Annotated in this window: 27 protein-coding genes; 9 read left to right on the forward strand and 18 right to left on the reverse strand. The window is 35.4% G+C overall.

Going from position 1 to position 24,958, the window contains the following annotated elements:
* The first annotated feature begins 94 nt into the window (after positions 1–94).
* Positions 95–538, forward strand: a complete 444-nt coding sequence (locus FN817_RS13500) for a JAB domain-containing protein (RefSeq protein WP_142718405.1) — start codon at positions 95–97, stop codon at positions 536–538.
* Between the two features lie 182 nt (positions 539–720).
* On the opposite strand, the gene FN817_RS13505 is transcribed toward FN817_RS13500, so the two are convergent.
* From FN817_RS13505 to FN817_RS13575, 15 genes are all read right to left on the reverse strand, one after another.
* Complete coding sequence (locus tag FN817_RS13505) at positions 721–1,206, reverse strand: DUF3872 domain-containing protein (RefSeq protein ID WP_142718406.1); 486 nt, start codon at positions 1,204–1,206, stop codon at positions 721–723.
* 14 nt (positions 1,207–1,220) lie between these two features.
* Complete coding sequence (locus FN817_RS13510) at positions 1,221–1,778, reverse strand: conjugal transfer protein TraO (RefSeq protein WP_142718407.1); 558 nt, start codon at positions 1,776–1,778, stop codon at positions 1,221–1,223.
* Position 1,779: 1 nt separating this feature from the next.
* Positions 1,780–2,676 carry a conjugative transposon protein TraN gene (gene traN / locus FN817_RS13515; protein ID WP_142718408.1) on the reverse strand — a complete coding sequence of 299 codons (897 nt, stop codon included), beginning with the start codon at positions 2,674–2,676 and terminating at the stop codon, positions 1,780–1,782.
* Positions 2,677–2,694: 18 nt separating this feature from the next.
* Positions 2,695–3,993, reverse strand: a complete 1,299-nt coding sequence (gene traM, locus FN817_RS13520; protein ID WP_142718409.1) for a conjugative transposon protein TraM — start codon at positions 3,991–3,993, stop codon at positions 2,695–2,697.
* Entirely contained in the window at positions 3,977–4,270 is a 294-nt protein-coding gene (locus FN817_RS13525; RefSeq protein WP_142718410.1) for a hypothetical protein, read from the reverse strand. The genes traM and FN817_RS13525 overlap by 17 nt, the downstream gene beginning before the upstream one ends.
* A gap of 11 nt (positions 4,271–4,281) precedes the next feature.
* Positions 4,282–4,905 carry a conjugative transposon protein TraK gene (gene traK, locus FN817_RS13530; protein ID WP_142718411.1) on the reverse strand — a complete coding sequence of 208 codons (624 nt, stop codon included), beginning with the start codon at positions 4,903–4,905 and terminating at the stop codon, positions 4,282–4,284.
* 12 nt (positions 4,906–4,917) lie between these two features.
* Positions 4,918–5,910 (reverse strand): conjugative transposon protein TraJ, encoded by a 993-nt coding sequence (gene traJ / locus FN817_RS13535; protein ID WP_142718412.1) that lies wholly within the window; start codon positions 5,908–5,910, stop codon positions 4,918–4,920.
* 1 nt (position 5,911) lies between these two features.
* A complete protein-coding gene (locus FN817_RS13540) occupies positions 5,912–6,544 on the reverse strand; it encodes a DUF4141 domain-containing protein (protein WP_142718413.1) in 633 nt (210 codons plus the stop codon).
* Positions 6,545–6,563: 19 nt separating this feature from the next.
* Entirely contained in the window at positions 6,564–9,071 is a 2,508-nt protein-coding gene (locus FN817_RS13545; RefSeq protein WP_142718414.1) for a TraG family conjugative transposon ATPase, read from the reverse strand.
* A complete protein-coding gene (locus tag FN817_RS13550; protein ID WP_142718415.1) occupies positions 9,068–9,400 on the reverse strand; it encodes a DUF4133 domain-containing protein in 333 nt (110 codons plus the stop codon). The genes FN817_RS13545 and FN817_RS13550 overlap by 4 nt, the downstream gene beginning before the upstream one ends.
* A 10-nt stretch (positions 9,401–9,410) precedes the next feature.
* Entirely contained in the window at positions 9,411–9,716 is a 306-nt protein-coding gene (locus FN817_RS13555; RefSeq protein ID WP_142718416.1) for a DUF4134 domain-containing protein, read from the reverse strand.
* Positions 9,717–9,913: 197 nt separating this feature from the next.
* Positions 9,914–10,438, reverse strand: coding sequence for a hypothetical protein (locus FN817_RS13560; RefSeq protein ID WP_142718417.1), 525 nt, complete (start codon positions 10,436–10,438; stop codon positions 9,914–9,916).
* Positions 10,439–10,500: 62 nt separating this feature from the next.
* Positions 10,501–11,121, reverse strand: a complete 621-nt coding sequence (locus FN817_RS13565; RefSeq protein WP_142718418.1) for a hypothetical protein — start codon at positions 11,119–11,121, stop codon at positions 10,501–10,503.
* Between the two features lie 11 nt (positions 11,122–11,132).
* Positions 11,133–11,528: a DUF3408 domain-containing protein gene (locus tag FN817_RS13570; RefSeq protein ID WP_142718419.1), complete on the reverse strand. Its 396-nt coding sequence runs from the start codon at positions 11,526–11,528 to the stop codon at positions 11,133–11,135.
* A gap of 4 nt (positions 11,529–11,532) precedes the next feature.
* Complete coding sequence (locus FN817_RS13575) at positions 11,533–12,300, reverse strand: ParA family protein (protein WP_142718420.1); 768 nt, start codon at positions 12,298–12,300, stop codon at positions 11,533–11,535.
* A gap of 633 nt (positions 12,301–12,933) precedes the next feature.
* On the opposite strand from FN817_RS13575, the gene mobA reads away from it, so the two are divergent.
* The 3 genes from mobA to mobC all read left to right on the forward strand — a co-directional run bounded on the left by mobA (position 12,934) and on the right by mobC (position 16,745).
* Positions 12,934–13,368, forward strand: a complete 435-nt coding sequence (mobA, locus tag FN817_RS13580; protein ID WP_142718421.1) for a conjugal transfer protein MobA — start codon at positions 12,934–12,936, stop codon at positions 13,366–13,368.
* Positions 13,365–14,618 carry a conjugal transfer protein MobB gene (mobB, locus tag FN817_RS13585; RefSeq protein ID WP_142718422.1) on the forward strand — a complete coding sequence of 418 codons (1,254 nt, stop codon included), beginning with the start codon at positions 13,365–13,367 and terminating at the stop codon, positions 14,616–14,618. Before mobA ends, mobB begins: the two co-directional genes overlap by 4 nt.
* A gap of 126 nt (positions 14,619–14,744) precedes the next feature.
* Positions 14,745–16,745, forward strand: a complete 2,001-nt coding sequence (gene mobC / locus FN817_RS13590; protein ID WP_142718503.1) for a conjugal transfer protein MobC — start codon at positions 14,745–14,747, stop codon at positions 16,743–16,745.
* Positions 16,746–16,794: 49 nt separating this feature from the next.
* Here the strand turns inward: mobC and FN817_RS13595 are convergent, their stop codons facing one another.
* Positions 16,795–17,640: an RteC domain-containing protein gene (locus tag FN817_RS13595; protein WP_142718423.1), complete on the reverse strand. Its 846-nt coding sequence runs from the start codon at positions 17,638–17,640 to the stop codon at positions 16,795–16,797.
* A gap of 46 nt (positions 17,641–17,686) precedes the next feature.
* Complete coding sequence (locus FN817_RS13600; protein WP_142718424.1) at positions 17,687–19,390, reverse strand: helix-turn-helix domain-containing protein; 1,704 nt, start codon at positions 19,388–19,390, stop codon at positions 17,687–17,689.
* 274 nt (positions 19,391–19,664) lie between these two features.
* Here FN817_RS13600 and FN817_RS13605 point away from each other — a divergent pair, with 274 nt between their 5' ends.
* The 5 genes from FN817_RS13605 (at position 19,665) to aqpZ (ending at position 23,014) form a co-directional block, all read left to right on the forward strand.
* The gene (locus FN817_RS13605; RefSeq protein ID WP_142718425.1) at positions 19,665–19,892 is read left to right on the forward strand and encodes a hypothetical protein; all 228 of its coding nucleotides are present in this window, start codon (positions 19,665–19,667) and stop codon (positions 19,890–19,892) included.
* A 16-nt stretch (positions 19,893–19,908) separates the two neighbouring features.
* Positions 19,909–20,076 (forward strand): hypothetical protein, encoded by a 168-nt coding sequence (locus FN817_RS23185; protein WP_167498867.1) that lies wholly within the window; start codon positions 19,909–19,911, stop codon positions 20,074–20,076.
* A gap of 18 nt (positions 20,077–20,094) precedes the next feature.
* Positions 20,095–21,606, forward strand: coding sequence for a MauE/DoxX family redox-associated membrane protein (locus FN817_RS13610; RefSeq protein WP_142718426.1), 1,512 nt, complete (start codon positions 20,095–20,097; stop codon positions 21,604–21,606).
* A gap of 32 nt (positions 21,607–21,638) precedes the next feature.
* Positions 21,639–21,902 carry a DUF6520 family protein gene (locus FN817_RS13615; RefSeq protein WP_142718427.1) on the forward strand — a complete coding sequence of 88 codons (264 nt, stop codon included), beginning with the start codon at positions 21,639–21,641 and terminating at the stop codon, positions 21,900–21,902.
* A 398-nt stretch (positions 21,903–22,300) separates the two neighbouring features.
* On the forward strand, positions 22,301–23,014 hold the full coding sequence (aqpZ, locus tag FN817_RS13620) for an aquaporin Z (RefSeq protein WP_142718504.1): 714 nt from the start codon (positions 22,301–22,303) through the stop codon (positions 23,012–23,014).
* Positions 23,015–23,160: 146 nt separating this feature from the next.
* On the opposite strand, the gene FN817_RS13625 is transcribed toward aqpZ, so the two are convergent.
* Positions 23,161–24,552, reverse strand: a complete 1,392-nt coding sequence (locus FN817_RS13625) for a M14-type cytosolic carboxypeptidase (RefSeq protein WP_142718428.1) — start codon at positions 24,550–24,552, stop codon at positions 23,161–23,163.
* Positions 24,553–24,958: the final 406 nt, after the last annotated feature.

Genomic DNA, 24,958 nt, shown 5'->3' on the forward strand with positions numbered 1-24,958 from the left:
AAAAGAATGAGCAGAATTGTGGGAGAAGAAATTGAAAAAATGTTTAATTAAAGTACGGGAAATGCAAGTCTCTGCCGTATTCAGAGCACCAACGATGAAATTTAACATAGTAAACGAAGTTAAACTGACCTATACAAGGAAAGGGAATAGTGAAAAAACAGTACTGAGCTCCAGAGATGCCAGCGATATTTTTCGGGAACATTTTGATATTGATCAGATCGATTACAGGGAATCATTTTACGCCCTATATATGAATCAGGCCAATAAGGTCTTAGGAATACAAAAAATATCAGAATCCGGAATTACCTCTTCTCTGGTTGATATCAGAATTATTATGCAGGGTGCATTGCTATGCAATGCAGTGTCGCTTATCATAGCCCATAATCACCCTTCGGGTAACCTGAAACCTTCCCATGAAGATATCAACATCACCCTGAAAATAAAAGAAGCAGGTCAATTATTGAATATTAATCTGCTGGATCATTGTATAATGACCTCAGCGGACTCATTCTCTTTCTCAGATGAAGGATTATTATAAATGATCTTAATCTGCTGAAAAATAAGAATCCAGAGCCAACTAATGACCTGGATTCTTGTGGCGTCGCGAAAAGATGATTAGCCTTCGAAGGCTGGTCACCTTTTCGCAAACATTAAAAACAATACTTCTCCCTTTATTAATAATCCTGATAAAAGATTACAGCCGGCCGGGATACGCATTAATTAAATATTCATTAACTCAATGGCATGGCTTTCTCCGTTTGCTTTTTTGCTGTTAAACTGAAATTCAATTTTCTTCTCATTTCCGAAAGTGTCGGAAATCCACACCGTAAATGACTGTGAAACGTCCGAAGTTGATGTGTAATACAGTCTGAATTCTCTCTCAAAAAGCCTATAAGAATCATTGGGAAAATACGGTTGAGTATTGTAGTACTGCAATTTTCCTGTTCCCTCAAACTGAAAATATCGGAGATGATATTGAGTATCTTCAAAGTTACCTTCAGGATGAATTTTAATACGAATTTCAACATATTCATCTTTGGCAATATTCTTAGGAACAGGCATAACTGAAATCTCAAAAGGGAAATTCTGCCGGATTTCAAGATCATTCTGTGCACATGAGGAAAGGCCGAGTTCACTTACCAGTAAAACAAGCAGTATAAATAAAGTAGAAAGAGTAGATCTTGTTATTTTTATTATAGTATTCATATGATTGTTGTTTTTTATAAATTAAATCTTATACCTATTCCCAAAGATGGGTTTAGTAGTTTTCCAGATGTGTTCCAGAGCAGTTTCGTTCTTCCGGAAACAATCAGTACCCAGCGATCTGACAGGTAGGTTTCAAGGCTTAATCCACCGCCAGCACCATAAATAAAAGAAGATTCACTAATCAATTGAGCACCGTCATATAATGCCGTATTCCCACTGTTATTTTTTTCATATCCGCCTATGCCATATAATGCAGCGTTAATCACAAAATTTCTGCTTCTATCGGATATCAGATTGAAACTATATCCACCCAGTCCCATGTAAGTTTCTACAGAAATAACCGTATCCTTGTAATCAATTATCCTCCTTACGTATTCAAATGAGTAGGTACTGTAATCCCCCTTCCCAGAATGAATAACCATTCCTACCCCTGCATAATAATTTTTGATTATTTCCTGCTGCAGTAATCCGGTATTAAATTCTACTCCTATTTGGTTGGGAAACATACGCTGAGCTGTCAGGCTGTTGCTGAAAATAAGCAACAGGTATATAATAGTTATTATCTTTTTCATCTTACTTCATTTGTATGGGTAAATCTTTTAAAACTCTGGCTTGAATAAGATCATCATTTTCTATCTGCAGTTTCTGATGACGATTTCCACTCTTTTCGAACATCTCGATTCTCAATACCTTCCCATCCAGCAGACTCACCTGATCCAGCAGAAAAATCATCCTGTTTTCAGATTGATGAGAAACATAGTCAATCTGCGGATATGCACGAATCGGTTTAAGCAACTTATCCTGTACAATAGTCCTCTTCAGGCTTCTCTTATCAGCTATTTTAAATTGAATAAAATCAATTTCGTAATCCATTGGACTACTGTTTTTAATATCAATAACAAAGTATATTTTTCCTTCATCAACGTATAGGGATCTCAGCGAAAACTGAATTCCATAACTTTTCGTACTGATATGTTTAAAGATCCTTTTAGGATACTGGTACAGGTTTTCAAGAAACCTTTGTACAACCGTTCCTGATCCCAAATCTTCAAAGAAAACCTCTGTGAAATTTTCCTTTTCTTGCATTCGCTGCAAGTTCAGAAAATCATAGCTCAACGTATTAGGATTCGAATTGTAGACAACCTCAAAACTGTAAAATTTTCCGTCTTCAGTAATTACCGAGAAATTAGTCTCCTCCTCAAAATCACGTACTGACGATTTAAGCCTTAGAACATTCCCAACATCTTCAGCCTTACCAGCAATAAGAAGATCACTCCCCAAGTCAACATAACGAATTAATGAAGGAAACAGGAGATGGGTAGTTTTCTGGTAGGTAACTTCAATTCGGTATGACTGTACTTTAGCCTCATCCGGTAAACTATCTATTATTGTAGAATCCTGAGCACATATTTTACTTATGAGCAATACAAAAATGAAGATGAAAGTTTGATTACGTATTTTTGAATTCATAATGTAGTGGTTTTGTAATTAATTATTTTTTGAAACAAGAAATACCTGATGCCCAGCCTTTGCTAGGACTTTAGACTGTCTCACTCTCTTTTGAAAATACCCTGATAATCCTTGAACGACTCCCCTGCTCAAATCAGCACTAATCTGCTGTCCGGCTGACTGTGTCATCATAATATTGGTTCCTGAGCTTTGACTCATATGGGCAACAATATCATTAACCGCATTTTGTTCCGGTGAATAAGGAATGTAAACTCCAGGCTGACCATCATTATCATGAATATTAATCTCAACCGGATAAATATTTTCCTTGTATTCTATGGACGATATTTTAAGCTGTAGTCTTCCACCCTGAAATTTTCCAGAAGCAGTAAGCAGTGTTCTGGCCGGTATTTCTGTTTGCCCAATAATCATAGCTTCTGAAAGTCTGATTAATATTGTACTTTCATTGGTTAAGACTTTTGTTTCATGAATAATGCCTTTGATCGCATTTTTGGAATGGAACTGCCTGTCTGAATCATTTTGAATACCTTCAAACCTATTATGATAAAGTCCCGCCACAAAAGAACTGTCATAGAGTGCCCTGTATAATGATGAAACAATATTTCGTCTGACAGGTTTTGCAGATGTTATAAAAATCTGCTTCTCTTCAGGTTTTTTATCTTCCTGAACTTTTCCTGTATGCTCTTCCGATTTAGAAGATGCAGGGAGATACTTCGCAGCCATTTGATAGGATTTTTCCATCAATGCGAGCTGATCATTGATTCCGAATGCTGTAGATGGATGATTATTTTGTAAAGCTTCATTTTTTAATCTTGAGATTTCTTTCTTAAGATGATTGACCTGCTGATCATCCTTTTGATAGAAAGAATGTAAGGTACTCTGGACATCCCTATAACTATTAAGAGCATTCCGATCAGAATAGGAATGTCCACCTGTATTATCTGATACTCTGGCTGGCTTCCCATTAGAATGTACGTTAATCTGATCAGTCCAATAATCAGAAAGCGTTGCCATCGCATTCTTTTTTTCCTCACTTTTCTTTTCTAAAAGCTCCTGCTCATAAGCTTTCTGCTTATCAGACTGAAGCTGATCTCCTTTTGCCTGCGGGATACCTGTGTTAAAGCCAGAATCTTCAATAATTTCACTTTCTTTGGGTCTAAAAATCAGATAGAAACAGCAAGCACATACCATGGTCATTAAAAAATAAATGACAGGCTTTTTAGCTCTCTCCCATTTTAATTTTTTAACGCTGTTTGATTCATTTTCTGTCTCAGGTGACCCACCTTCCGTTATTTTAATTTTATTTGAATCTCTCATTATAGTTCTTTTTTTTAATCTGGCTAACAGAATCTTTATTTTCGCTGATTTTCTTCAAAGCAGCATGACCTGAAATCGTACTAACATGACCGATAAACATTGTATTGGTCTTATTTCCTGTCGATGCGCATATACTGACAATCATCAGAATTGTAAGAACAGTGTACCCTACGAGAAAAAATTTGGTAAGTATTCTCTGCCGTTTCACGGGCAAAAATTTCCATTTTCTGTCTACCCATAAGGCATAACATTGTATTGTGTGGATTATTGTTTTCATTATTTTGTTTTTTAACGTTCAACAGTTTCTACATCTTTGTTATCAACAACAGTAAATTTTTCTATGATAAATCCCTGAGGATTACTGTCGGAACGGACAGAATTAACAAGAGAGCACTCGGTAAATAGACTTCTGGTTGTAAGATTACTTGATCTTATAATAAACTGTTTTGCAAATGTTTTTACTTGATAAGGGTAATGATTAAAGTCGGCAATGACACTGTCAATCTCAATCCGCTGCTGTATATTACCGGAAATCATTCTGTTGTAATATCCCTTCTCAGAAAGATCCTTATAATAGTTATATGCAGACTGGTCGGCGAGATTAAATGCTCTTTTGACATTACTCTCAATAGCATTCTTATCCGGCGCTATAGTAAAGAAAAGTTCGTGAAAACGCCTTATATGTTCTCTGGCTTCTACAGGCCGGTTGATTGACATATCCTGGGATAATGCGAGCATCAAAGACTTGCCGTTATCAAGTACATAAATTTTCTCACGCTGTTTTTCAGCGAACTGGTAGGATTTAAACACCACTACACCCATTACACCAAAACATAAAACAGCAAAAATAAAAGAGAACAAACGGATCTGTTTGAAACTGCTTTCAATATTTCTTAAAGTTTTAAATTCCATAGGGTACTATTTTTATTTTAATAATCTGCCTGAAATATTACCGGTAGCAGAACCTGCTGCCGCTCCTGCAATATTGCTTGATTTTGTGGCAGTCTGGTTGACATTCCGCATAAAGTTTCCTCCACCTCCCGCCTGGATCACCCATCCGGTGACAGTTGGAACGGTAAAGTAGCCTATAATACCGATCACCATATAAATGATGTACACTGTATTAGAAGTATCAGGGATAAAGTCAGGATCCGCAAGCATTTCTATGTCTCTTTCTATCATGAGCGACTGAATCTTGGCAAGAATAGAACTGAATATATCTGCAACAGGCAGCCATAAATACACGCTGATGTAGCGGGTGAGCCACTGCGTTAATGTTGTCTGAAATCCATCCCAAACCGATATTGCAAATGCAATAGGTCCTAATATGGAAAGTACTATCAGAAAAAAAGTTCGTATGGTATCAATAGCCAAAGCAGCTGCCTGGAAGAGAATTTCCAGAAATTCACGGAAACCGTCTCTTATGCTTTTTTTAATCTCAAACATTTCTCTTTCAATATACATACCCGACATTGTAACCAGATCAGAAGGTGACCAACCCAATTCTTCAAGTTTTTTATCAAACTCTTCATTGGAAATCAGATAAGCCATTTCAGGGTTTCTTAGCATAGCTACCCTCTCTAAAAGGTCTTTTTGCTGCTGCAGCCCATTGAGATCCAACACTTGATTTTCAAGCATCGAATGGCTTCCTTGAACGATTGGGCTGAGAACACCATTAATACCGCCTAAGACCAAAGTGCTGAAAAACATAATACAGAGCCCAATAGCAAAAGGCCTGAGCATTGGAAACAGATCTATAGGTTCAGCACGGCTCAGCGACTGCCATGCCTTGATGGCAACATAAAATAACGCTCCCAATCCTGCAACTCCTTTGGCAACAGCAGCCATGTCTGCACACAGCGGCATCATTTCCTCGTATACTGATTTTAAAACTTCATGTAAATTAATAGGCTCCATCTTACCAGTATTTTTGGTTAGAAGTTCCATAGAGATTGAGCACCCTCTGCGTATTATTCTGCTTTTTTGCTCTGAGATAGCTTACCGAAATATTTTTATTGGTATAGTAGCGTACCAGATTATGATACTCTTTCACTTCTTTGTATACTCTGTCAATAATATCCATTCTTTCTTTATCATTTAAAGAAAGACCATTAGACGTAATTATTTGTTTTAATTCTTTTAAAAGCTCAGTACTCTCGGTAAGCAGAGCTGAATAGCCGTTGGCAATAGCTGTTAGTTCCTGGGCATTGAAATTCGGATCATTAAGCATTTTTCCGAAGTTATTGACGTACATTTCTGAAACATCACCCACAAGCAAAACTGTCTGCTGCACCTTTCTTGCGTCTTTCACCAGATTGTTGATGGCTTTCAGCTGGTCATAATATTCTTTTCCCTGTTCATAAACTTTCTTGACTTCATTAAAGTTTTTAACCACGTTGGAAACTGTTGAAGAAGTTTGCACAATTTCATTAGCGGAATTAAGAATACCCGATGCCAGGTTAGCAGGATCTGTAACTACAAATTGTGCTTTCGCAAATGATGTAAAGGATATAGCAACTGCTATAACCGTAGTAATAATTAGATTTTTCATTGTTTTAAATATTAATTAGTTAATTTTCTTTGGTGGGTTTAATTCTCTTAAGAGATATTCTCCTGATGGCATGTTCCATATTTCCATCAAGTTCTGATGCAAGATTCATTACTTCCATCTTTTCTGTCTCTTCGGTGGTGTACGCTAGATATTCCTCAGTAGAAACTTCGGCCGCATAGACCGCAGAGTGTGTTCCGCCTAATCCGATCCAAACTTCTTTGTACAATCGTTTCGGATTATTGTTCATATTGATAGATAATACCTGAGATTTTTCTTTATCCGTTAGTCCAAGCATTGCCTGAATGTCATCGAACTTATTCATGTATTTACGCTGGTCAAGAAGAATCTTACAGTCTGAATTATTGATGATACTTTCCTTCACAATAGGTGACTGAATAATGTCATCGACTTCCTGAGTTACTACGATGGCTTCTCCGAAAAACTTCCTTACGGTCTTGAATAGGTATTTGATGTATTCTGCCATACCCTCTTTAGCAATTGCCTTCCATGCTTCTTCAATGAGAATCAGTTTTCGGATGCCCTTCAGCCTTCTCATTTTATTGATAAAAACTTCCATGATGATAATGGTGACAATCGGAAATAAGATTTTGTGATCCTTAATGGCATCAATTTCAAAGACAATAAAACGTTTGGAAAGAAGATCGAGCTGCTTTTCGGAATTCAGCAGGTAGTCATATTCACCATCTTTATAGTATGGTTCTAAAACATTTAAAAAATTGGCAATATCAAAATCCTTTTCTCTTACTTTTTTTTGCTCAAGCACTTTCTGATAATCATTGCTGACATACTCATAAAAACCATTGAAAGAAGGGTGCTCTTCACTGCTTTTAATCTTTTCAATATATCCGCTGACCACATTGGACAGCGCCACCTCCTCGGAACGTGAGGGCGGTTCATCATCTCTTTTCCACAAGGTTAGAATCAGCGTTTTAATGCTTTCTCTTTTTTCAATGTCAAATATTCCATCATCTGTATAAAAAGGATTAAAAGCAATAGGATTGTCTTCCGTATACGTAAAATATACTCCATCCTCACCTTTTGTCTTTCCCTTGATAAGTTCACACAATCCCTGATAGGAATTCCCGGTATCAACCAGTAAGACATGAGCACCCTGCTCATAATATTGTCTTACCATGTGGTTGGTAAAAAATGATTTACCGCTCCCTGAAGGTCCAAGGATAAACTTGTTTCTGTTCGTAATGATCCCTTGCTTCATAGGAAGATCGGAAATATCCAAATGAATAGGTTTTCCTGTTAAGCGATCAGCCATCTTGATTCCAAAAGGCGAAGGAGAATCCTGATAGTTCGTTTCTTCAGTAAAAAAACATAAAGCAGGTTCTATGAATGTATAAAAGCTTTCCTCACTTGGAAAGTCACCTGCATTTCCGGGAATTCCTGCCCAATACAGTGTTGCTAAATCCGTTGTGTTATGACGGGGTTTACATTCCATGAGTGCTAAGGCACTTCCCGTATCGTTTTTTATTTGCTTTAATTCAGTGGGATTATCCGACCATGACATCACATTAAAGTGGGCACGGATAGATTGCAGACCATAAGAATGTGCTTCATTCAGATACTTTTCAATCCATTCCTTATTGATCTGATTGGCTCTGCTGTATTTTGCCAGAGAATGCATATTCCTTGCTGATTTTTCAAACTTAGACAGATTTTCATCACTATTATCAATAAACAAATATTGATTATAAATGTGATTGCAGCTTAATAACAACCCCACCGGAGATGCAAAAGACAACAAACAGTCACTGCGGTCCGTACTGAGCTTTTCATATCTGCTGTGAGATGAAACGGTACCTGGCAAGTCATCTGTATCTGATAAGGTATGCATACTGAGACGGTTGTTGCCTATCCGCATTTCTTCTGAACCTAAGTTCAAATCCTGAAGGAAGGGATTGATTTCTTTGGATAGAGTAAGGTATTGTTCAAGAACCCCGGAATGTTTTTCTGTACCCGTTATTTCATCAGAATTCATTTTTTCAAGAAAAACATAGCCGCTTTCGTTCATGATTCTTTCGAACTGATCAACCGCTTCCATAAATCTACTAATCACTTCTTTATCTCTGATTTCTTTTGGAATCAGTTTGCCTTTGCATAAAGATGAAAAATTACTCTGCATCCGCATTCTCTCCCGACTGGTTTTCGTAATAAACAGATAACAATAATGATTTAAAAAGGGTCTTTCATTGAAATGCCTTTCAAAAGATTTTGAAAGAAAGCTTTGATCTTCTCTCGAAAGGTCAGGATTATAATTTTCTTTGATAAACCAGTCCTGTTTATGAACGACCGTATAGTCAGGAAGCGTTTTAATCGCCTTGGACCATGCTGAATGAATAGCTTCATACTCAGCTGAGGCAATCGTAAATAATTCTGGAAGTTTAACCCTAAAACAAACCGTGATGTCCGCATCTTTTGAAATAATACAATCACTTTCTATAGCGAGCAGTGGAAACTTACTCTCCAACGTTGCTGATTTAGAGGAATTTCTCATGCTGAAGCTTTTTGACGGTTGGTTTGCAGATAGCGGTAAATGTTCTTGCGACTAATGATATAACTGGGATGTTTTTTTTGAGCTCCCATTTTCATCAGACCATGCTCTCCGTATTTTCCATTCAATGCGAAGGTCTGCCAGATCAAAAGACCACTGCTGACTCCACCTGTGACCAAGCACAAATAAGTATTGACACCAACCATATACATGATCATAACGCAGATCAGTAATCCCAGCAGACCACCTGAAAAAATAAACAGGTATTGTGCCTTCAGTCCTTTGAATTCGACAGTCCGTCCTATTCCTTTATTGATATGATAGGTATTCATAATCATTATTTTAAAGAAAGAATGAGCGAAGGATTGTTGCTGCAACAATTAAGAAAATACATGCACCGAACCAGCTCGCAGCGGTTTTACTGGTGTCAGGATCACCGCTGCTAAATTTATTATAAACCTTAACTCCTCCAATTAATCCGACAACAGCACCAATCGCATAGATGAGCTGAGTCGCTGGTTCAAAATAAGAGGTGACCATCTGTGTTGCCTCGTTAATGCCGGCACTACCATTACCCTGTGAAAAAGCATATGGAGCTATCAAAATTACCAGTATTCCATACATCAGTTTTTTTGTCTGTTTTTCCATTTAGTAAATATTTTTTTTGTTAATGAGAACTGCTCTCTACAGTACTCAGAAGCAAATGTGCTTTGGAAAAACAAGCTTATTGGAAAATGTCAGCAGGGGGAATCGCTTGGCTTTAAGCGGCGTTCTAGTTAAAATTTCCACATAAAAAAAACGCCAAACTTTTGTAATTTTGACGTTGAGCTTTCTGCGAGCGGACTTTATATTTTTCTTCCTTTCGACTTATTCTTATTCGGCTTTTCTATACAATCTCCCAAGACTTTTACATACTTCAAATTGCTTTTGATCATATCTGCAAGAACAGTATCCTCCCACGAAATTTGTTTTGCCTCAAACTGCATTTTAAAACCTTGCTTTGATAATCCCTCTGTCAATTCAAAGCCATGATGTCGGTTCCATCCGATCCTGTCAAGTTCATTTTCAATAGGAAACTGTACGGCGATTAAATCTTTAGGAAATTCGTTAATCATACTAAAGTCTATATCCTGAAATTCGTGTGTCCTGCGATTGTAAGGTATAATATAGCTGTTTTGGTCTTCATCATAGTAATTCTGTATATCCGAAAAGACGATACCCTTAGATAGAAAATCATCTTTAGGTCTCAGCATATCCATACGGATGTCTACAAAAAATGTATGTCCTGCAATCATTATTGTCGGAAGCTGCCCTTTGTTTACACGTAAATCATAAGCCTCTTCGTTGATATTTTTTTCAGTTAAATCCACAGCATTAAAAAATTTGATTGTTCATTCTCCTTACTTATCTTTTTAAAAAAACATTAGGAAGTCTACACAAACTCCCCAATGTCGAAACCATCTGCAGAATTATTGTGCTTAGAAGAAATGGTATTATCATCATTTGAAATACTCTCACTTAACAAAGCAGCGATTCTTCTTGAAGCATCTCCTAATGAATTCTCTAATAGATCAAAAAGCTCGGTTCCCTGAATTTTTTGAATAATATCGACTGTTTGTTGTTCTAAGTCAGGCTCTAGCACGTCCTGTTGAAGCAGCTGACCCGCAGTACTCAATTCCTGGAAGGTAACCCCTGTAGCAAACCCGCTTTCAATAGTAGAATTCTCGTATTTCCAATCTTCATCCTCCTGCTCCCAATCATTATCTCTGGTCAGAATATCATTGAGATTTTTAGTCGGATCAATAGAGCCAAATTCCTCTTTTCTGGTTTCTGATTCAAAATTATCTTCTGTCAGTAAAATAGATTCATTTTGTCCTCCATTGACATCAATAGGCAAAGCCTGTCTCTCTAATTGCTTCGTACCTCCCATGAAAGAAGGCAAATTCTTATTTGCATCATTACAATCTTTTCCCTGAATATTGATTGAAAACTTTCTGTCTAAAAGAATCAGAACAATAATGATTAACAACCCGATTATAATAATTTGTTCCATAACGTTATGTATTAAAAGATTGGACGGTATTTCTTATTGAAATCATCTGTGATTTCCTTTTCAAACAATTCGAAATGATAAGCCAAAATATTGTCTAAATAAGCATACAAAGGAATTTTGTCATCTGCAATGATTTGAATAATGCGTGAAAGACGCTCATGATATTCCGGACGGATATATATACTTCTATCACCACGCTTAGTCATCGTATGATGGGTCAGAAAGTGTTCCACATAGGTTAGATCTGTAGTTTTCTTACTCTTCAACTTATTTTTTATTGCACCTTTTTCCTTGGGCGGATCAGCATTATTTGCTGGTTGTTCCTTCTTTGGACTTTCTGCCATAATGGACATCAGATATTGTTCATCGATACCATTTTTCTCATTGTTCTTTTTTTCATTTTCCATACTGTTACAATTTGACAATTTTTAGAAATTCTTCTACAAATCTATCAAGCCTGCATTGAGTTAACAGCTTAGGATCTGCCGGCAGTAATGTCGATCGGAAAACCGTCTTTGCTACCGCTTCACCTTCTTTCCGAAATCTTTTACTGTCTGTAATGGTTGTTTCCATAAGCTGCAGTCCTAAGTCTGAAATCACTTTACTGTAATTTTTGTATAACATTGTTCTTTCTCTTCCATCCACTTGGTTCCAGAATAAATGAATGCTTCGAATCCTTGTTTGCGTTTCTTTCATCAATACATTGATCAGAACATTGGTAAAACTCAGTGTACTCTCCAGTACGACCCGATCCGCAGTAATAGGAGAAAAAATGTAATTGACATTTGTCAATGTTTTTAAAATACCGGCGGTATTAACAGTTCCCGGTAAATCTAAAAAGATGACATCTGGAGTTGTTTCGGAGCCATCAACATAAACCTCGATCTCTTCTAAAACTTGATCAGCTTTACTCTGGAAAATGGGATAAGCTTTTTTATTGATTCTCGTAAATTGTTTGTGAGCCATCTTTTTTAAAATCTCATTCTGCATCACCATTTTCAAATCCCGGTCCCTCATCTGGAATAAACTATACTGTGGAAAGTCACAGTCAAAGACAGCAACCTGATAGCCCATCCGATAATGAAGAATACTTGCCATCAGTGTTGTAAATGTGCTTTTTCCTACGCCTCCTTTTTGAGTGGAAAATGCAATAATTGTGGGTTGTTTTTTTGTTTTCATTTTGCTTGAATTTTATTAAACTTAATTTGAAAGAACGGCTGAGTGAAGGCCATTGAACTGCAGCTACTTCAGTTTCTCTGTATTGCTTTCACTAATAAGGGCTGGAATTCCCAATACCTGTATTGACTTCTATAGGTACTTACTGAATACCATCCATCTTTCATTCCTTAGAAGTTGGCTTACTGATTTCTATCTCTCACAAATGCTATCGTGAAGGCTGGATTTCCAGAAGGCTGGAAAGCTGGATTTCCGCTTCTCAAAATTTCTGTTATATCCGCAGTCAGGAAGTCCCGCCCTCAATCAGACACAAATGAATAGTATTTCTTTTTCGGGATATTCCTAATGGTAGTTTTTGGCTTTAAGTGCCTGTCTTTGGCATTCTATCTAGTACTATCTCTATAAATCATTGTGGTTTACTTTGTTCCAGAAGATTGAGGAGTCTGGGGAAATTAAACTGTTTTAAAATATGCAGTATTAAATCTGCTTTCTTACTGAAATTTCCTTTCACCCGAAAGGGGCAAGTTATGTTTTGAGTGCCTCATAACTTTTTTTGTACCTCAAAACAACTTGCCCTGGCTGGGGCTTTAAAAACCACTCCGAAGTCGCGATTTTGATCATATTAAATTGGATGCTATGGATATAAATAAAAACAACAAAGGTGGACGTAAGCCTAAGCTGAACCCCAGTAAAAACAGGTATGTATTTCGACTAACGGATGAAGAAAACGCTAATTTTTTAAAATTATATGACGCTTCAGGATTGAACAACAAAGCAAAATTTATCACAACAATTTTGTTTCAGAAAGAATTGAAGATTGTTAAAGTGGATGTCTCAACAATGGATTACCATACACAACTCACTAAATTCTTCTACCAGTTCCAGTCGATTGGAAACAATTATAATCAGATTGTAAAAATTTTATATCGAAATTTCACTGAGAAAAAAGCTTCTTTTTATCTCTTTAAACTAGAAAATCAGACCAAAGAACTAGCCCTAGTTTGTAAGCAGATTATAGAACTCACTAAAGAATTTGAACAAAAGCATATTCAAAAAACTTCTGAAAAATGATTGCAAAAATTGGAAAAGGTGAAAATCTTTGGGGTACTCTTACCTACAATCAACAAAAAGTGGACAACGAAAATGGGATCGTTTTATTCACCAACAAGATTCCGGATGTGTGGGATCGACCTTATTCTGTCAAATTTTTTCATCAATACTTTGAACCCTACTTAATTGCCAATAACAAAACTGAAAAACCCGTAAGGCATATCTCACTTAACCCTGATCCCGAAGATAAGGTTGATGACAAAGATTATCGGGAAATAGCTCAGCAATATATGCAGGAAATGGGTTATGGCAATCAACCGTATGTTGTTTTTAAACACACTGATATTGATAGGACGCATATTCATATTGTCACTACCTGTGTCCAGCTTAACGGAAACAAAATATCAGATCGTTATGACCATCATCTGTCAATGGAAGCCTGCAGAAAATTGGAAAAACAATACAACTTAAGAGTTACCAAGAAGAATAGAAATTCATATCAAAACTTTATATTTAAACCTGTTGAATATACTAGAGGGAATATTAAGGCACAATTATCATCGGTACTTCGGAATATGCCTCAAACCTACTGCTTTCAAAGTATGGGTGCATATAACGCTTTACTCTCTCAATTCAATGTAACCTCTGAGGAGGTGAGCGGAGAGCTTCATGGCAAGATGAAAAAGGGGCTGGTTTATTTTGCTACGGATAAAAATGGAAAAAAAATAAGTCCCCCTTTTAAATCATCCCTTTTTGGTAAACACGCAGGATTGGAAAATATTCTGGCGCTCATTGAGAAATCAAGAGTAAAAATGAAAAAAGATCCTTCTAAACTAATTCTCAAAAAAACCATTGAAACGGCAATGGGCACCAGTAAATCTGAAGCTGCATTTAAAACAAAACTGCTTGCACAGGGAATTGCGACTGTCATTCGAAAAAATGATACTGGAAGGATTTACGGAATTACATTCATAGACCATAACTCTAAATTAGTCTGGAATGGCTCACAGTTTGGTAAAGAGCTTTCAGCAAACTCATTCAATGAACTGTGGAATAATTTAGAAACAAAGCCTGAAACCCATTCATACAGTAATTCTAAAGAGGATTTATCATTTGAAAAATCTACAGAACACTTTTCTACCAATAACATCCACAAAATATTTGAAGGATGCTTTAATGGTTTATTGTCGTCAGATACAAATGGAGAGCAGGAGGAACAAATTTTCGAATCACAAATGAAAAAAAAGCAGAGAAAAAGAAGAAAAAAATGACCTCCTTTTGTAAAAAAATGGCTTTATAACTATGTTCTGAGAGCCAAAGCCAGCCAATTAATGCTTGCAATGTCGTATTCATTTTTAAGAATGTATAGTCATTTATCTATGCTTCTAAAATATGATATGCAGGGTGAAGACGATTTGAGAGGGCTTGCCAAAATCATGGCACTTATGCGAACTGTCAGCATTATTCTAGTACTAATGCATTTTTACTGGTTTTGTTACGGATTTTTTGAACAGCAACAATGGACATTAGAACTGATCAATAAGATACTTCATAATTTTAACAAGACAGCAGACCTTTTTTCTCATACTCTTTATTCTAAGCTGTTCGCAGTTGTTTTGTTGGGTCTGAGTTGTCTCGGCACAAAGGGAGTCAAAAATGAAAAGATCACTTGGAAAAAAATTACTGCTGCTTTTTCTATTGGTTTTGTACTATTCTTTTTAAACTCAATCCTATTACAATCTGCTACCAGCTTTACTCCTATACTTTATATTCTATCTACTGGCTCCGGATACATTCTCCTAATGCAGGCAGGGATCTGGATGAGCCGCTTACTAAAAACGAACTTAATGACCGATGTTTTTAACAATGAGAATGAAAGTTTTCAGCAGGAGACTAAATTACTCTATAATGAATATTCAGTTAACCTTCCTACAAGGTTCTATTATCAAGGAAACTGGCATCAGGGATGGATTAACATTGTCAATCCTTTTCGCGCCACCATTGTTTTAGGAACACCCGGTTCAGGAAAATCATACGCTGTAGTTAATAACTATATCAGACAACATATCGAAAAAGGGTTTTCCATGTATATCTATGATTTTAAATTCGATGATTTGTCTACAATTGCTTACAACCATCTTCTAAATCATTCAGATGCTTATAAAATAAAGCCGAAATTCTATATTATCAATTTTGACGACCCCAGAAGAAGTCATCGATGTAATCCCTTAAACCCCAATTTTATGTCGGATATATCAGATGCATATGAAGCTGCTTATACCATAATGCTGAATCTGAATAAAAGCTGGATTCAGAAACAGGGCGATTTCTTTGTAGAAAGTCCTATCATATTGTTAGCTGCAATTATATGGTTTCTTAAAATTTATGACAACGGGAAATACTGTACTTTTCCACATGCTATTGAGCTATTGAACAAAAAATATGAAGATGTCTTTACTATATTAACCTCTTATTCTGAATTAGAGAACTACCTCTCTCCTTTTATGGATGCATGGCAAGGCGGTGCGCAAGATCAATTGCAAGGACAAATAGCATCGGCAAAGATTCCTTTGTCAAGAATGATCTCACCACAATTGTATTGGGTAATGACAGGAGATGACTTTTCATTAGATATCAATAATCCAAATGAACCAAAAATTCTATGTGTTGGAAATAATCCTGATCGTCAGAACATTTATTCTGCTGCTCTTGGACTATACAATTCAAGAATTGTTAAGTTGATCAATAAAAAAGGACAGTTAAAAAGTTCTGTCATTATTGACGAGCTTCCCACTATTTATTTCAGAGGCTTAGATAATTTAATTGCTACTGCTAGAAGTAATAAAGTTTCTGTATGTCTTGGATTTCAGGATTTTTCTCAATTAACAAGAGACTACGGAGATAAAGAAAGTAAAGTTATTCAGAATACAGTCGGCAATATTTTCAGCGGTCAGGTAGTAGGGGAAACAGCAAAAACCTTATCTGAACGTTTTGGAAAAGTACTGCAAAAAAGACAGAGTATATCCATCAATAGGAATGACACTTCCACCTCCATCTCCACCCAATTGGACAGTTTGATTCCTGCTTCGAAGATTTCTACCTTGACACAGGGATTTTTTGTCGGTGCTGTATCTGATAACTTTGATGAAAGGATTCAACAGAAGATTTTTCATTCAGAAATCATTGTGGACACTATTAAGTTATTTCAGGAAACGAAAAACTATCACAAAATACCGCAGATTCGATCCTTTATTGATGAAAACGGAAATGATTCTATGAGTAAGCAGATTGAAGACAATTATAAAGGAATTAAGGCAGATATTCTTACCATCATCAGGCATGAAATGATTAGAATAAAAAATGACCCTGGCTTACAGCATTTAATTAAAAAAGATTAAATAGAGAAACCTCAAATACCATACGATTTGAGGTTTTATTGGTATTAGGTTACTCAGCTTCATTATTTATAAAATGCTGATTAAGATTGTCACTAACCAATTGAAGAAATTTGGTTGGCCCCTGTTTCCGGTTCCTAATTTCAAATATAGTCTTATGAAAGTTTCCAAGATCAGTATTCAAAGATTTCTCAACAAATTTTATAACCTCGCTTAACTCAATATTTCCACCATTAAAACAGCGCATATGATACAGAGCATAAACCAGTTCGATTAGACCAACTTTGGAGGAAGACCATGTTAGCGGGGACAAAATATTTTGTTTAAAGCGATCCGAAATATTTTCAATCTGCCTTTTTAGATATTGACCTAATTGTTGATTGGCGATAATTCTCGAAATCATGTGATCATGAGAAGTAGTAAAATTCGTATCGAAATTGTAGAAGCCAAATGATAATTTCATTTTTAAATCATAGGAATTTCGGACAAATATCTTATGATCAAGATACGTAGCATCACGCCGGTAATAGCTGTAAAATTCTGACTGCGTAGAATAAAATGACTTTAACTTTTCCTGCTCTGTCTCATAGTATTTTTTCAAAATTTTGGCTGTAGCGTTGGGTTTGTACGATTCAATATTCAAAATAGAGGAATAGTAAATAAATTTTGAAATAAACAAAGGCTTGAGCTTTTTAAAAAAGTAAACTTCTTCAGCAAGATTCTCAAAATGATGGTCTGAAACCAGTTCCTTCAAGGTTCTGATAGAGGTATCAATCAGCAGTAAAGACTTTTCAGAAATTTTTACCATATCCTGGTCATCATCGCATACTTCATTAATTTTTAACTCCAGATCATTGTATAATTCTGTAGTTTTTCTAAAAATTGTTTTTGTTACCATGGCCTTTTTTTAGAAATTTACAAAATTTAAAGCACTAGAAATCTACTCAGCTGATTCTCAACTCCTCTTTACGTTTTTTAATATAATCAGCAGGACGGATTCCGTTAATTTCAAAAAACAGGTTGGAAAAATTTTGGCGGGCAGCAATTCCGCACTCATCAGCTAAAGCATCAATTTTAAGTTGGAGATACTTATTATCAGTATTGAGGAGATTGGTAATATAGTTAATTCTGAGCTCCGCCATATACTTATTGAAATTCATTCCTTTATTCTCATTAATATATATTGATAAGTAGTGAGAATTGGTTCCTAACTTAGTCGCAATACTTTGCTGCGTAAGACCTTTCTTCTTAAATTGTAATTCTTGTTCAAATTTGTTAAGTTTTTCCCTGATTTCCGATGTCATTTCGGGAGTAAGAAATGTTTTCCTCATTGAATATTTGTCAGTTTGTTCTTTCAAAAGATCGTTTATTTGGTAAGAACCTTCAGATATTTTTTTTTGCAGAAGATCATATTGTTTTTTAATTTCCTGATCCTTTCTGTATCTGACTACAAAAAAAGTAAGAATTAGACTTCCCGAGAAAATTAAAGCCCCGGCAAATTTCATTTTCTTGCTGCCAGCTTTTTGCAGTTCTTCTTTTTCTTCTATTAATCTCCTCCGGTCATAATCTTTATGCAGTGTAGAAGATAGAAAAACGTAGTCCTTACTGATCACACTGTCGGCTTTAAGAAGTTGATTGGTATAATAAAGCTGTCTATTAATATCTTTATTTTTATAATAATTGATCAGAAAACTATAGCTTTTATAAACTTCAGGCAGAATAAACTCATCTTTTACAAAAATAGAATCAATTTTATTATAATAGCGAATTGCTTGAGGTATATCATTCTGAGCCTCTGAAGATCTTCCTAAATAATAATAAATAACAGAGGCCCAGGCAAAATCATTTCTCTTTAGAATGGTTGGTAAGGATTCTTGGAGGACTTTAGCAGCCTTTGAATATTCTTTTTTCTGATATTTTGAAATTCCAATACATTTAAGAAAATAACTTTTCTCCAAAGCAAAATCGTTATTATTCAGAGTGCGCCTATAACCTAATTCACTTAAACTATCACTCTTATCAAAATTTTTTTGGTATCGGTTGATAACCGTCATTTGATGTAGACAATTTAGATATGCTTTGTTGTAATTAAATAGTTCATTCTCATGCAGCTGTCCATTCATCTTCGTACTATAAAACGAGATACAGTCGTTAAAATGTTTTAGAGCTTCATCATAATAACCCAAATGCCCTTTAACAATTCCCAGATGGTAGACCACTTTATAATGGTGATACTTATCATTTGATCCCTTTAAGTATTGATACGCTTTAAGATATTCGTTTAAAGCCAGTTTGTACTTCTTTTGATAGAAGTAATAAATAATACCTTTGCTGAGATAATCTTTGCCGACATCATCGGAAGAGCCGTACACTAAGCTAACACTTATAGCACTGTCAGCATATCTAATTTTATTATGGTAGTCAAACTGTCTTCCATCTCTGTAGCCTTGAATCAGTTTCTCAAAATTATTCTCTTTCTTAGCCTTTTCAATATATAATTTCACAGACGGCATTGCATTAATGTCGTCTATAGCCATTTTTTCGTAAACTTTTCTAATTTCATTGAAAGTCTTATCATTTTTATCCTTTGAAAAGAATAACTGAGAAATAGCAGAAAATAAGACGAGAAAGTAGTTTAACTTTTTCATATACTGATTATTAGAACCTCACCATCTCAAAAGTAAACATTTGTTCTGAAATAAATCATATTTATGGGAAATGAAAAAAATATCACCTCAACTTCTTATAAAAGACTGAACATTAACTGTTAAAAACGCGTTAATAATTGTCTCAATTTTGAAATTGAGACGTGCCAATTTCAAAATTGATCCGAATAGCAGTTTTTTTTCATCAACCAGCACGATAACTTTGAGATCAGAATTCTAATTTAATCCGGCCGGGATAACCAATAAAATTATTACCATGAAAAAGCTTATCCCAATTTTAAGTCTAGTTATAGGGGCACTTTGTGTGCAAAACTGCATAACTCGAGATGAAGATATTGACACTCATAATACATCACATAATGAGATTAGTGAGCAATTGATAATGCGGCAGGATTCTGCAAAATTATCAGAACAGATAAAAGATCCGCAAAAAGATCCCCCGGTACGGGACGGAGACAACTGGCGACCTAATCAAATAATTTAAATGTTACTAATAATCCATGGATCCTCATACCTCCATATCAGTTTTCACCGGCTTACCATGTCCTGCAAGTGGCATCTGGGAGAGTATGGGGAATTTCAAAACTACAGTTCCTCTGCTAAAAGGAGATATAATGCCTGAATACTGTGGCGTTAAAACCTATTGGAAATTACTGATTCCAGGATAAAACACATAAAAACAAACCATGAAAAAATTACAGATTATCACAGTTGAAGTAATATCATATTTCTTTATCCTTCTGTTCTGCTATGCAGCCATCAGTAAAATAATGGATTTTGAAAACTTTACGACACAGATATCGCAATCTCCCTTATTAAGTACTTTTGCAGGCTCCATTTCTCATGGCATCCTTGCATTAGAGCTCGTAGTCTGTATACTGCTGATTTTTGAAAGAACAAGACTCCTTGGCCTCTACTGTTCTTTTGTACTGATGTTTTTATTTAGCATGTATATCTATATGACCCTTCATTACAGTGAATCCGTTCCATGCTCCTGTGGCGGCATTCTTGAAAAAATGGACTGGCAAACTCACCTTATTTTTAATATCGTTACGACATTCATCGCAGCCACGGCCATTATTTTGATGACAAAGCCAGGCAGAAAATATATATTAATAACAATATTCCTGCTCCTTACTTTCTCCTTATTGAGTACTGTTATACTTTTTATACTTTATGACAGGTCTGAATATATGATCCAGAAAGAAAATAATTTTACCCGTCGGTTTTTACAGCATCCTGTTGATCTTGAAAAACGCTTCATACTGACATCTGATTTTTATTATTTTTCAGGACATACAGAAGATTCACTTTATCTGGGAAATACAGAACATCCATTTGATCTGTATGCTATAGATGCAACATTTAAGAAGATGAAAGAATATCAAATTACTCCTGATCAATATGATTTTCTGTTCAAAAGTTCAAAGGTACAGGTATATCCTCCCTATTATTACCTTTATGATGGCACAGTTCCTATCATCTACAGAGGTGAAATAGGAAAACAGCGTGCTAAAACAGTAAGTCATATGCAGAATTATTTCACCCAGCTACAGGTTACAAATAATAATTCCTTCGCAGTAATTACCTATTCGAAGCAAAAAAATATACAGTCGCTAGGCTTAATGTTTACCTATCAAAAGAATACTATTGTTAAACCTGAAATCCTAGAAAAGATACATGATGGGGTTTTTGATACTGATGGTAAACTTTTATATGATCCTGCCCATAATACAATTATTTATGTCTATACATACAAAAATAAATTTATTGTCCTTGATACTAATCTGGAATCTAAGAAGATCTATAAGACTATTGATGACATAAGTGCAACTGGTATTGAAGTTGTAAAGCTTCCTGACGGGAGTAAGAAGATGAAAAACCCTCCTATTATCGTTAATAAAAATGCATTTGTTTATAAGGGTATCCTCTTTATAGAATCTCCGCGTAAAGGAAAATTTGAAGATAAAGCATATCAGAAAAGTTCACTGGTCATTGACATGTACTCTACTAGCAAACAGCAATATCTGGGAAGCTTTTATGTTCCCAAAAAAGCCGGGGAATACAAAACAGAATTTTCAATCTCGGATAATACACTTTTTACCATTATAGGAAATGAACTGATCAGATATAGTTTTGCGCAAAACATCACTCAACATTTCATTTCAGGGAAAGCCGAAAACCTGAACAAAGAGTAGGCATAAAAAACAATTTTAACATCATGAAAAAAATGAGAAAAATCGCACTGCCTTTTGTAGTATTTGCCTTAGGCATTGGAAGTGCGTACGCTACAACAGCGGAAAAAGAAACAGCAAAAACCATTGAATTCGGGTACCGCTTTAATCCTTCAGCACCACCGGGCATGAAATGTAATGTAACCACAACCTCTTGCAGTACAATACCATCAGGTGATATCTGTACTTATGTGGATGGTTCACAAGAACATAACCTTTTTAAAGAAGGCTGTCTCAATGTATTATTTAGAGTTCCATAATTAAGAATGAAGGATGCTGATCAGCATCCTTCATTTGTTTAGGTTGGCATAATGATTGTTTTTTGTACTTTAATTTCGCCAATTATGCCCCCGTATTGGTTTTAATGCATATAATACATATTTTTGTAAGTGATTACCAAAAAATCCGTAATTAAGACCTTTCATCAAATTGGGATACTCTTTCAGCAATAGTTTGAATTTGTGGTTCTCAGCATCCTTTTACGTTTTTTATTATGATTTCTTTGCATAGAATTCTCCTTCATTAAATCTTCATTCCCATATTAAAATCATAACTATAGTATTAAAACTAATTAAATCAGATTTTTAACTACACAACTTGTGTTTTTACTTTGAAATTTAAATTCTACATTTGGTTTACATTAAAAATCAATAACATGATAAAAAAACTTTTAGCTGAATTTTTCGGCACATTCTGGCTCGTTTTTGGAGGTTGTGGAAGTGCTGTTTTTGCTGCCGGTGTTCCCGATATTGGCATTGGACTTTTAGGTGTTTCTTTAGCCTTTGGTCTCACCGTTCTCACAATGGCTTACGCAGTAGGGCATATTTCCGGAGGTCATTTTAACCCCGCAGTTTCATTCGGACTTTTAGCAGGTGGCAGGTTTTCTGCAAAAGAACTGGTTCCTTACATCGGAGCCCAATGCCTTGGAGCAGTTACAGCCGCAGGATGCCTGTATACTATACTGAATGGTGCCGGCACACTCGACTTTTCACAACCAGGAGCTTTTGCAACCAACTTTTACGATGTACCTGTATACAATGGAAAAGCTTTTAGTATGGGATCAGCATTTCTGGCCGAGTTTTTATTAACAGCACTTTTTCTTATTGTGATCATGGGAGCTACAGAAAAGTGGGCTCATAGTAAATTTGCAGGTATTGCTATTGGTCTTGTCCTGACTTTGATCCACCTGATCTCTATTCCGATTACAAATACATCCGTAAATCCTGCAAGATCACTTTCTCAGGCTGTTTTTACAGGTGGGCTTGCCCTATCACAACTTTGGCTATTCTGGGTAGCACCAATTTTAGGTGGAATTGTAGGAGGATTGATCTATAAATTTTTACTTCAGAGGGATTCTCGGGAAATAAGCTGATTAAACTCAACCAGAAATAAATTAACTATTCAACAGTATAAACAATAAAATTATTAAAGAGAAAGAGTCCTGTGATCTACAGGACTCTTCTTTTCGCTATAAATACTATCAAAGATCACCCAATTTAGAGTAATAGAAAATAACCATTAATGATTAATCTCCATTTTTTGCAACTGCTCTTTTGTCATTGTAGAAGGTAATTTAAACATTGATCTATCCTCACTATCCTTCATCATATTTGGCTTATTAAAATTGCTATTATTGATGGCATGGGCTAATGCAACTCCCAGTTGTTTCCATTCTTTAGGGGTTACCCAATAATCATACCCAGCTTTACTGTAAGTTGTTTCTAAAGTAATGGCATTGACTACATCCTTTTTATTATACCAAAACCAAGTTTCAGGAAAGTAGGTATTAAGGAAGCCATTTCCTCCGTCTGCTGGCGGAGCTTCTATTCTGCCATCATAAAAGCTGGCTACAGTTTGAATAAAGTTAATCTGCTTATTCCAGAGATTTTGTTGCTGGCTATCATAATTATTTCCAGGTCCAAAATGCGGAAAGAAGAAAGCAGGTGTATTAATATCGCTATTACTCGAATGCAGATTTAGTGCTAATACAACCGGATGTACCTCATCTTCAATTACTGTTGACATTGCATTTTTATTCAGAAACTTATTCTCTACAGGTGCAGTATCCTGAAGATATATAGGATGAAGGATAGTTCTATCAAATAGCCATTGACTTTCTAAATTGATACTGGCACTATTGGTTCTATAGTTTCCCAGAATAATACCATCAGGATTATGCATCGGTACAATTTTAAATATATATTTTTGGCGAAGATCAGTTCCTAAACTACCGTCAGAAAGAATAGTATTGATAAGACCTTCCAATACATAAGAGCTTCCTACTTCTGCAGCATGTGTTCTGGCATGAATCCAAATTGTTTTCTTATCAGGATTTTGATTGGCATTTGTTATTGTTAATAATTCAATTGAAGTATTTTTGAAAGGGCTATTTCCTAAAGAGCTGATTTTTACATTTGGATTTGTAGTGATAGAATTTCGATACTCCGTATAATCTTTAGTCGTATAAGGAAAAGTTCTGGCAATCCATAATGAGGATTGCTCTCCGGATAAAGACACTTCAATGGTGGTTGGATCAATTTGCTTTACAGCGGATTCTGGAAAGTGTTTCCAATCTTTACCATTGATAGAGAATACCGGAACAAAAAAATAGGGAAATCCCAGTTTGGTAAACCTTAATTTAACACCTGAGCTTGGAATGTACTCTACCTTTACATTCCACCAAGTACGATATGAATCTGGTAAAGAAGAATTATCATTATCATTTTTAAGTTCAAGAGACCATACATCCTGAGAAAGTTTGGATATTTTCCCTATACTTCCAGATTCAAAATCAGTATTAAAACATAGTCCATTACATATTTTCTTATTTTCTTGCTCACTTATTGTCTCCTGAGAACAACTGTAAATAAGAAAAAAAAGAAAGAGCCATAAAAATTGTTCTTTTTTCATAAATGATGATATATTTATTCAACATAATTTTGGAGTGAAAAACTATAGATTACATTTATTATCTTACAGATGCTCCAGATCGATCAAAATGATGACCTTTACAGTTCAAACACCAAGTCAGCTATTACTTTGGTATAAGGCTGTTTCAGAATAACGATTGAACAATATTGAAGTAACAGTGTGCTCAATAATCTTGTATATATAAAATAAGAGGTTAGAAATAATGTTAGAACAATTATATTTAAAACAGTTACCCATAAAAGTACTTGACTTCAATATTTTCCCTACACATGAATAAAACAGCTTTTAGATCGTCCGGGTTACGCTATATATTTTATAATATTATTTTGTGGGATAGCCAAAGTATGCATTCTATTCATTTTTTAACTTCAGTTCCTCCTATAAG

Origin of the sequence: Chryseobacterium rhizoplanae (genome assembly GCF_900182655.1) — a bacterium.
GTDB lineage: Bacteria > Bacteroidota > Bacteroidia > Flavobacteriales > Weeksellaceae > Chryseobacterium > Chryseobacterium rhizoplanae.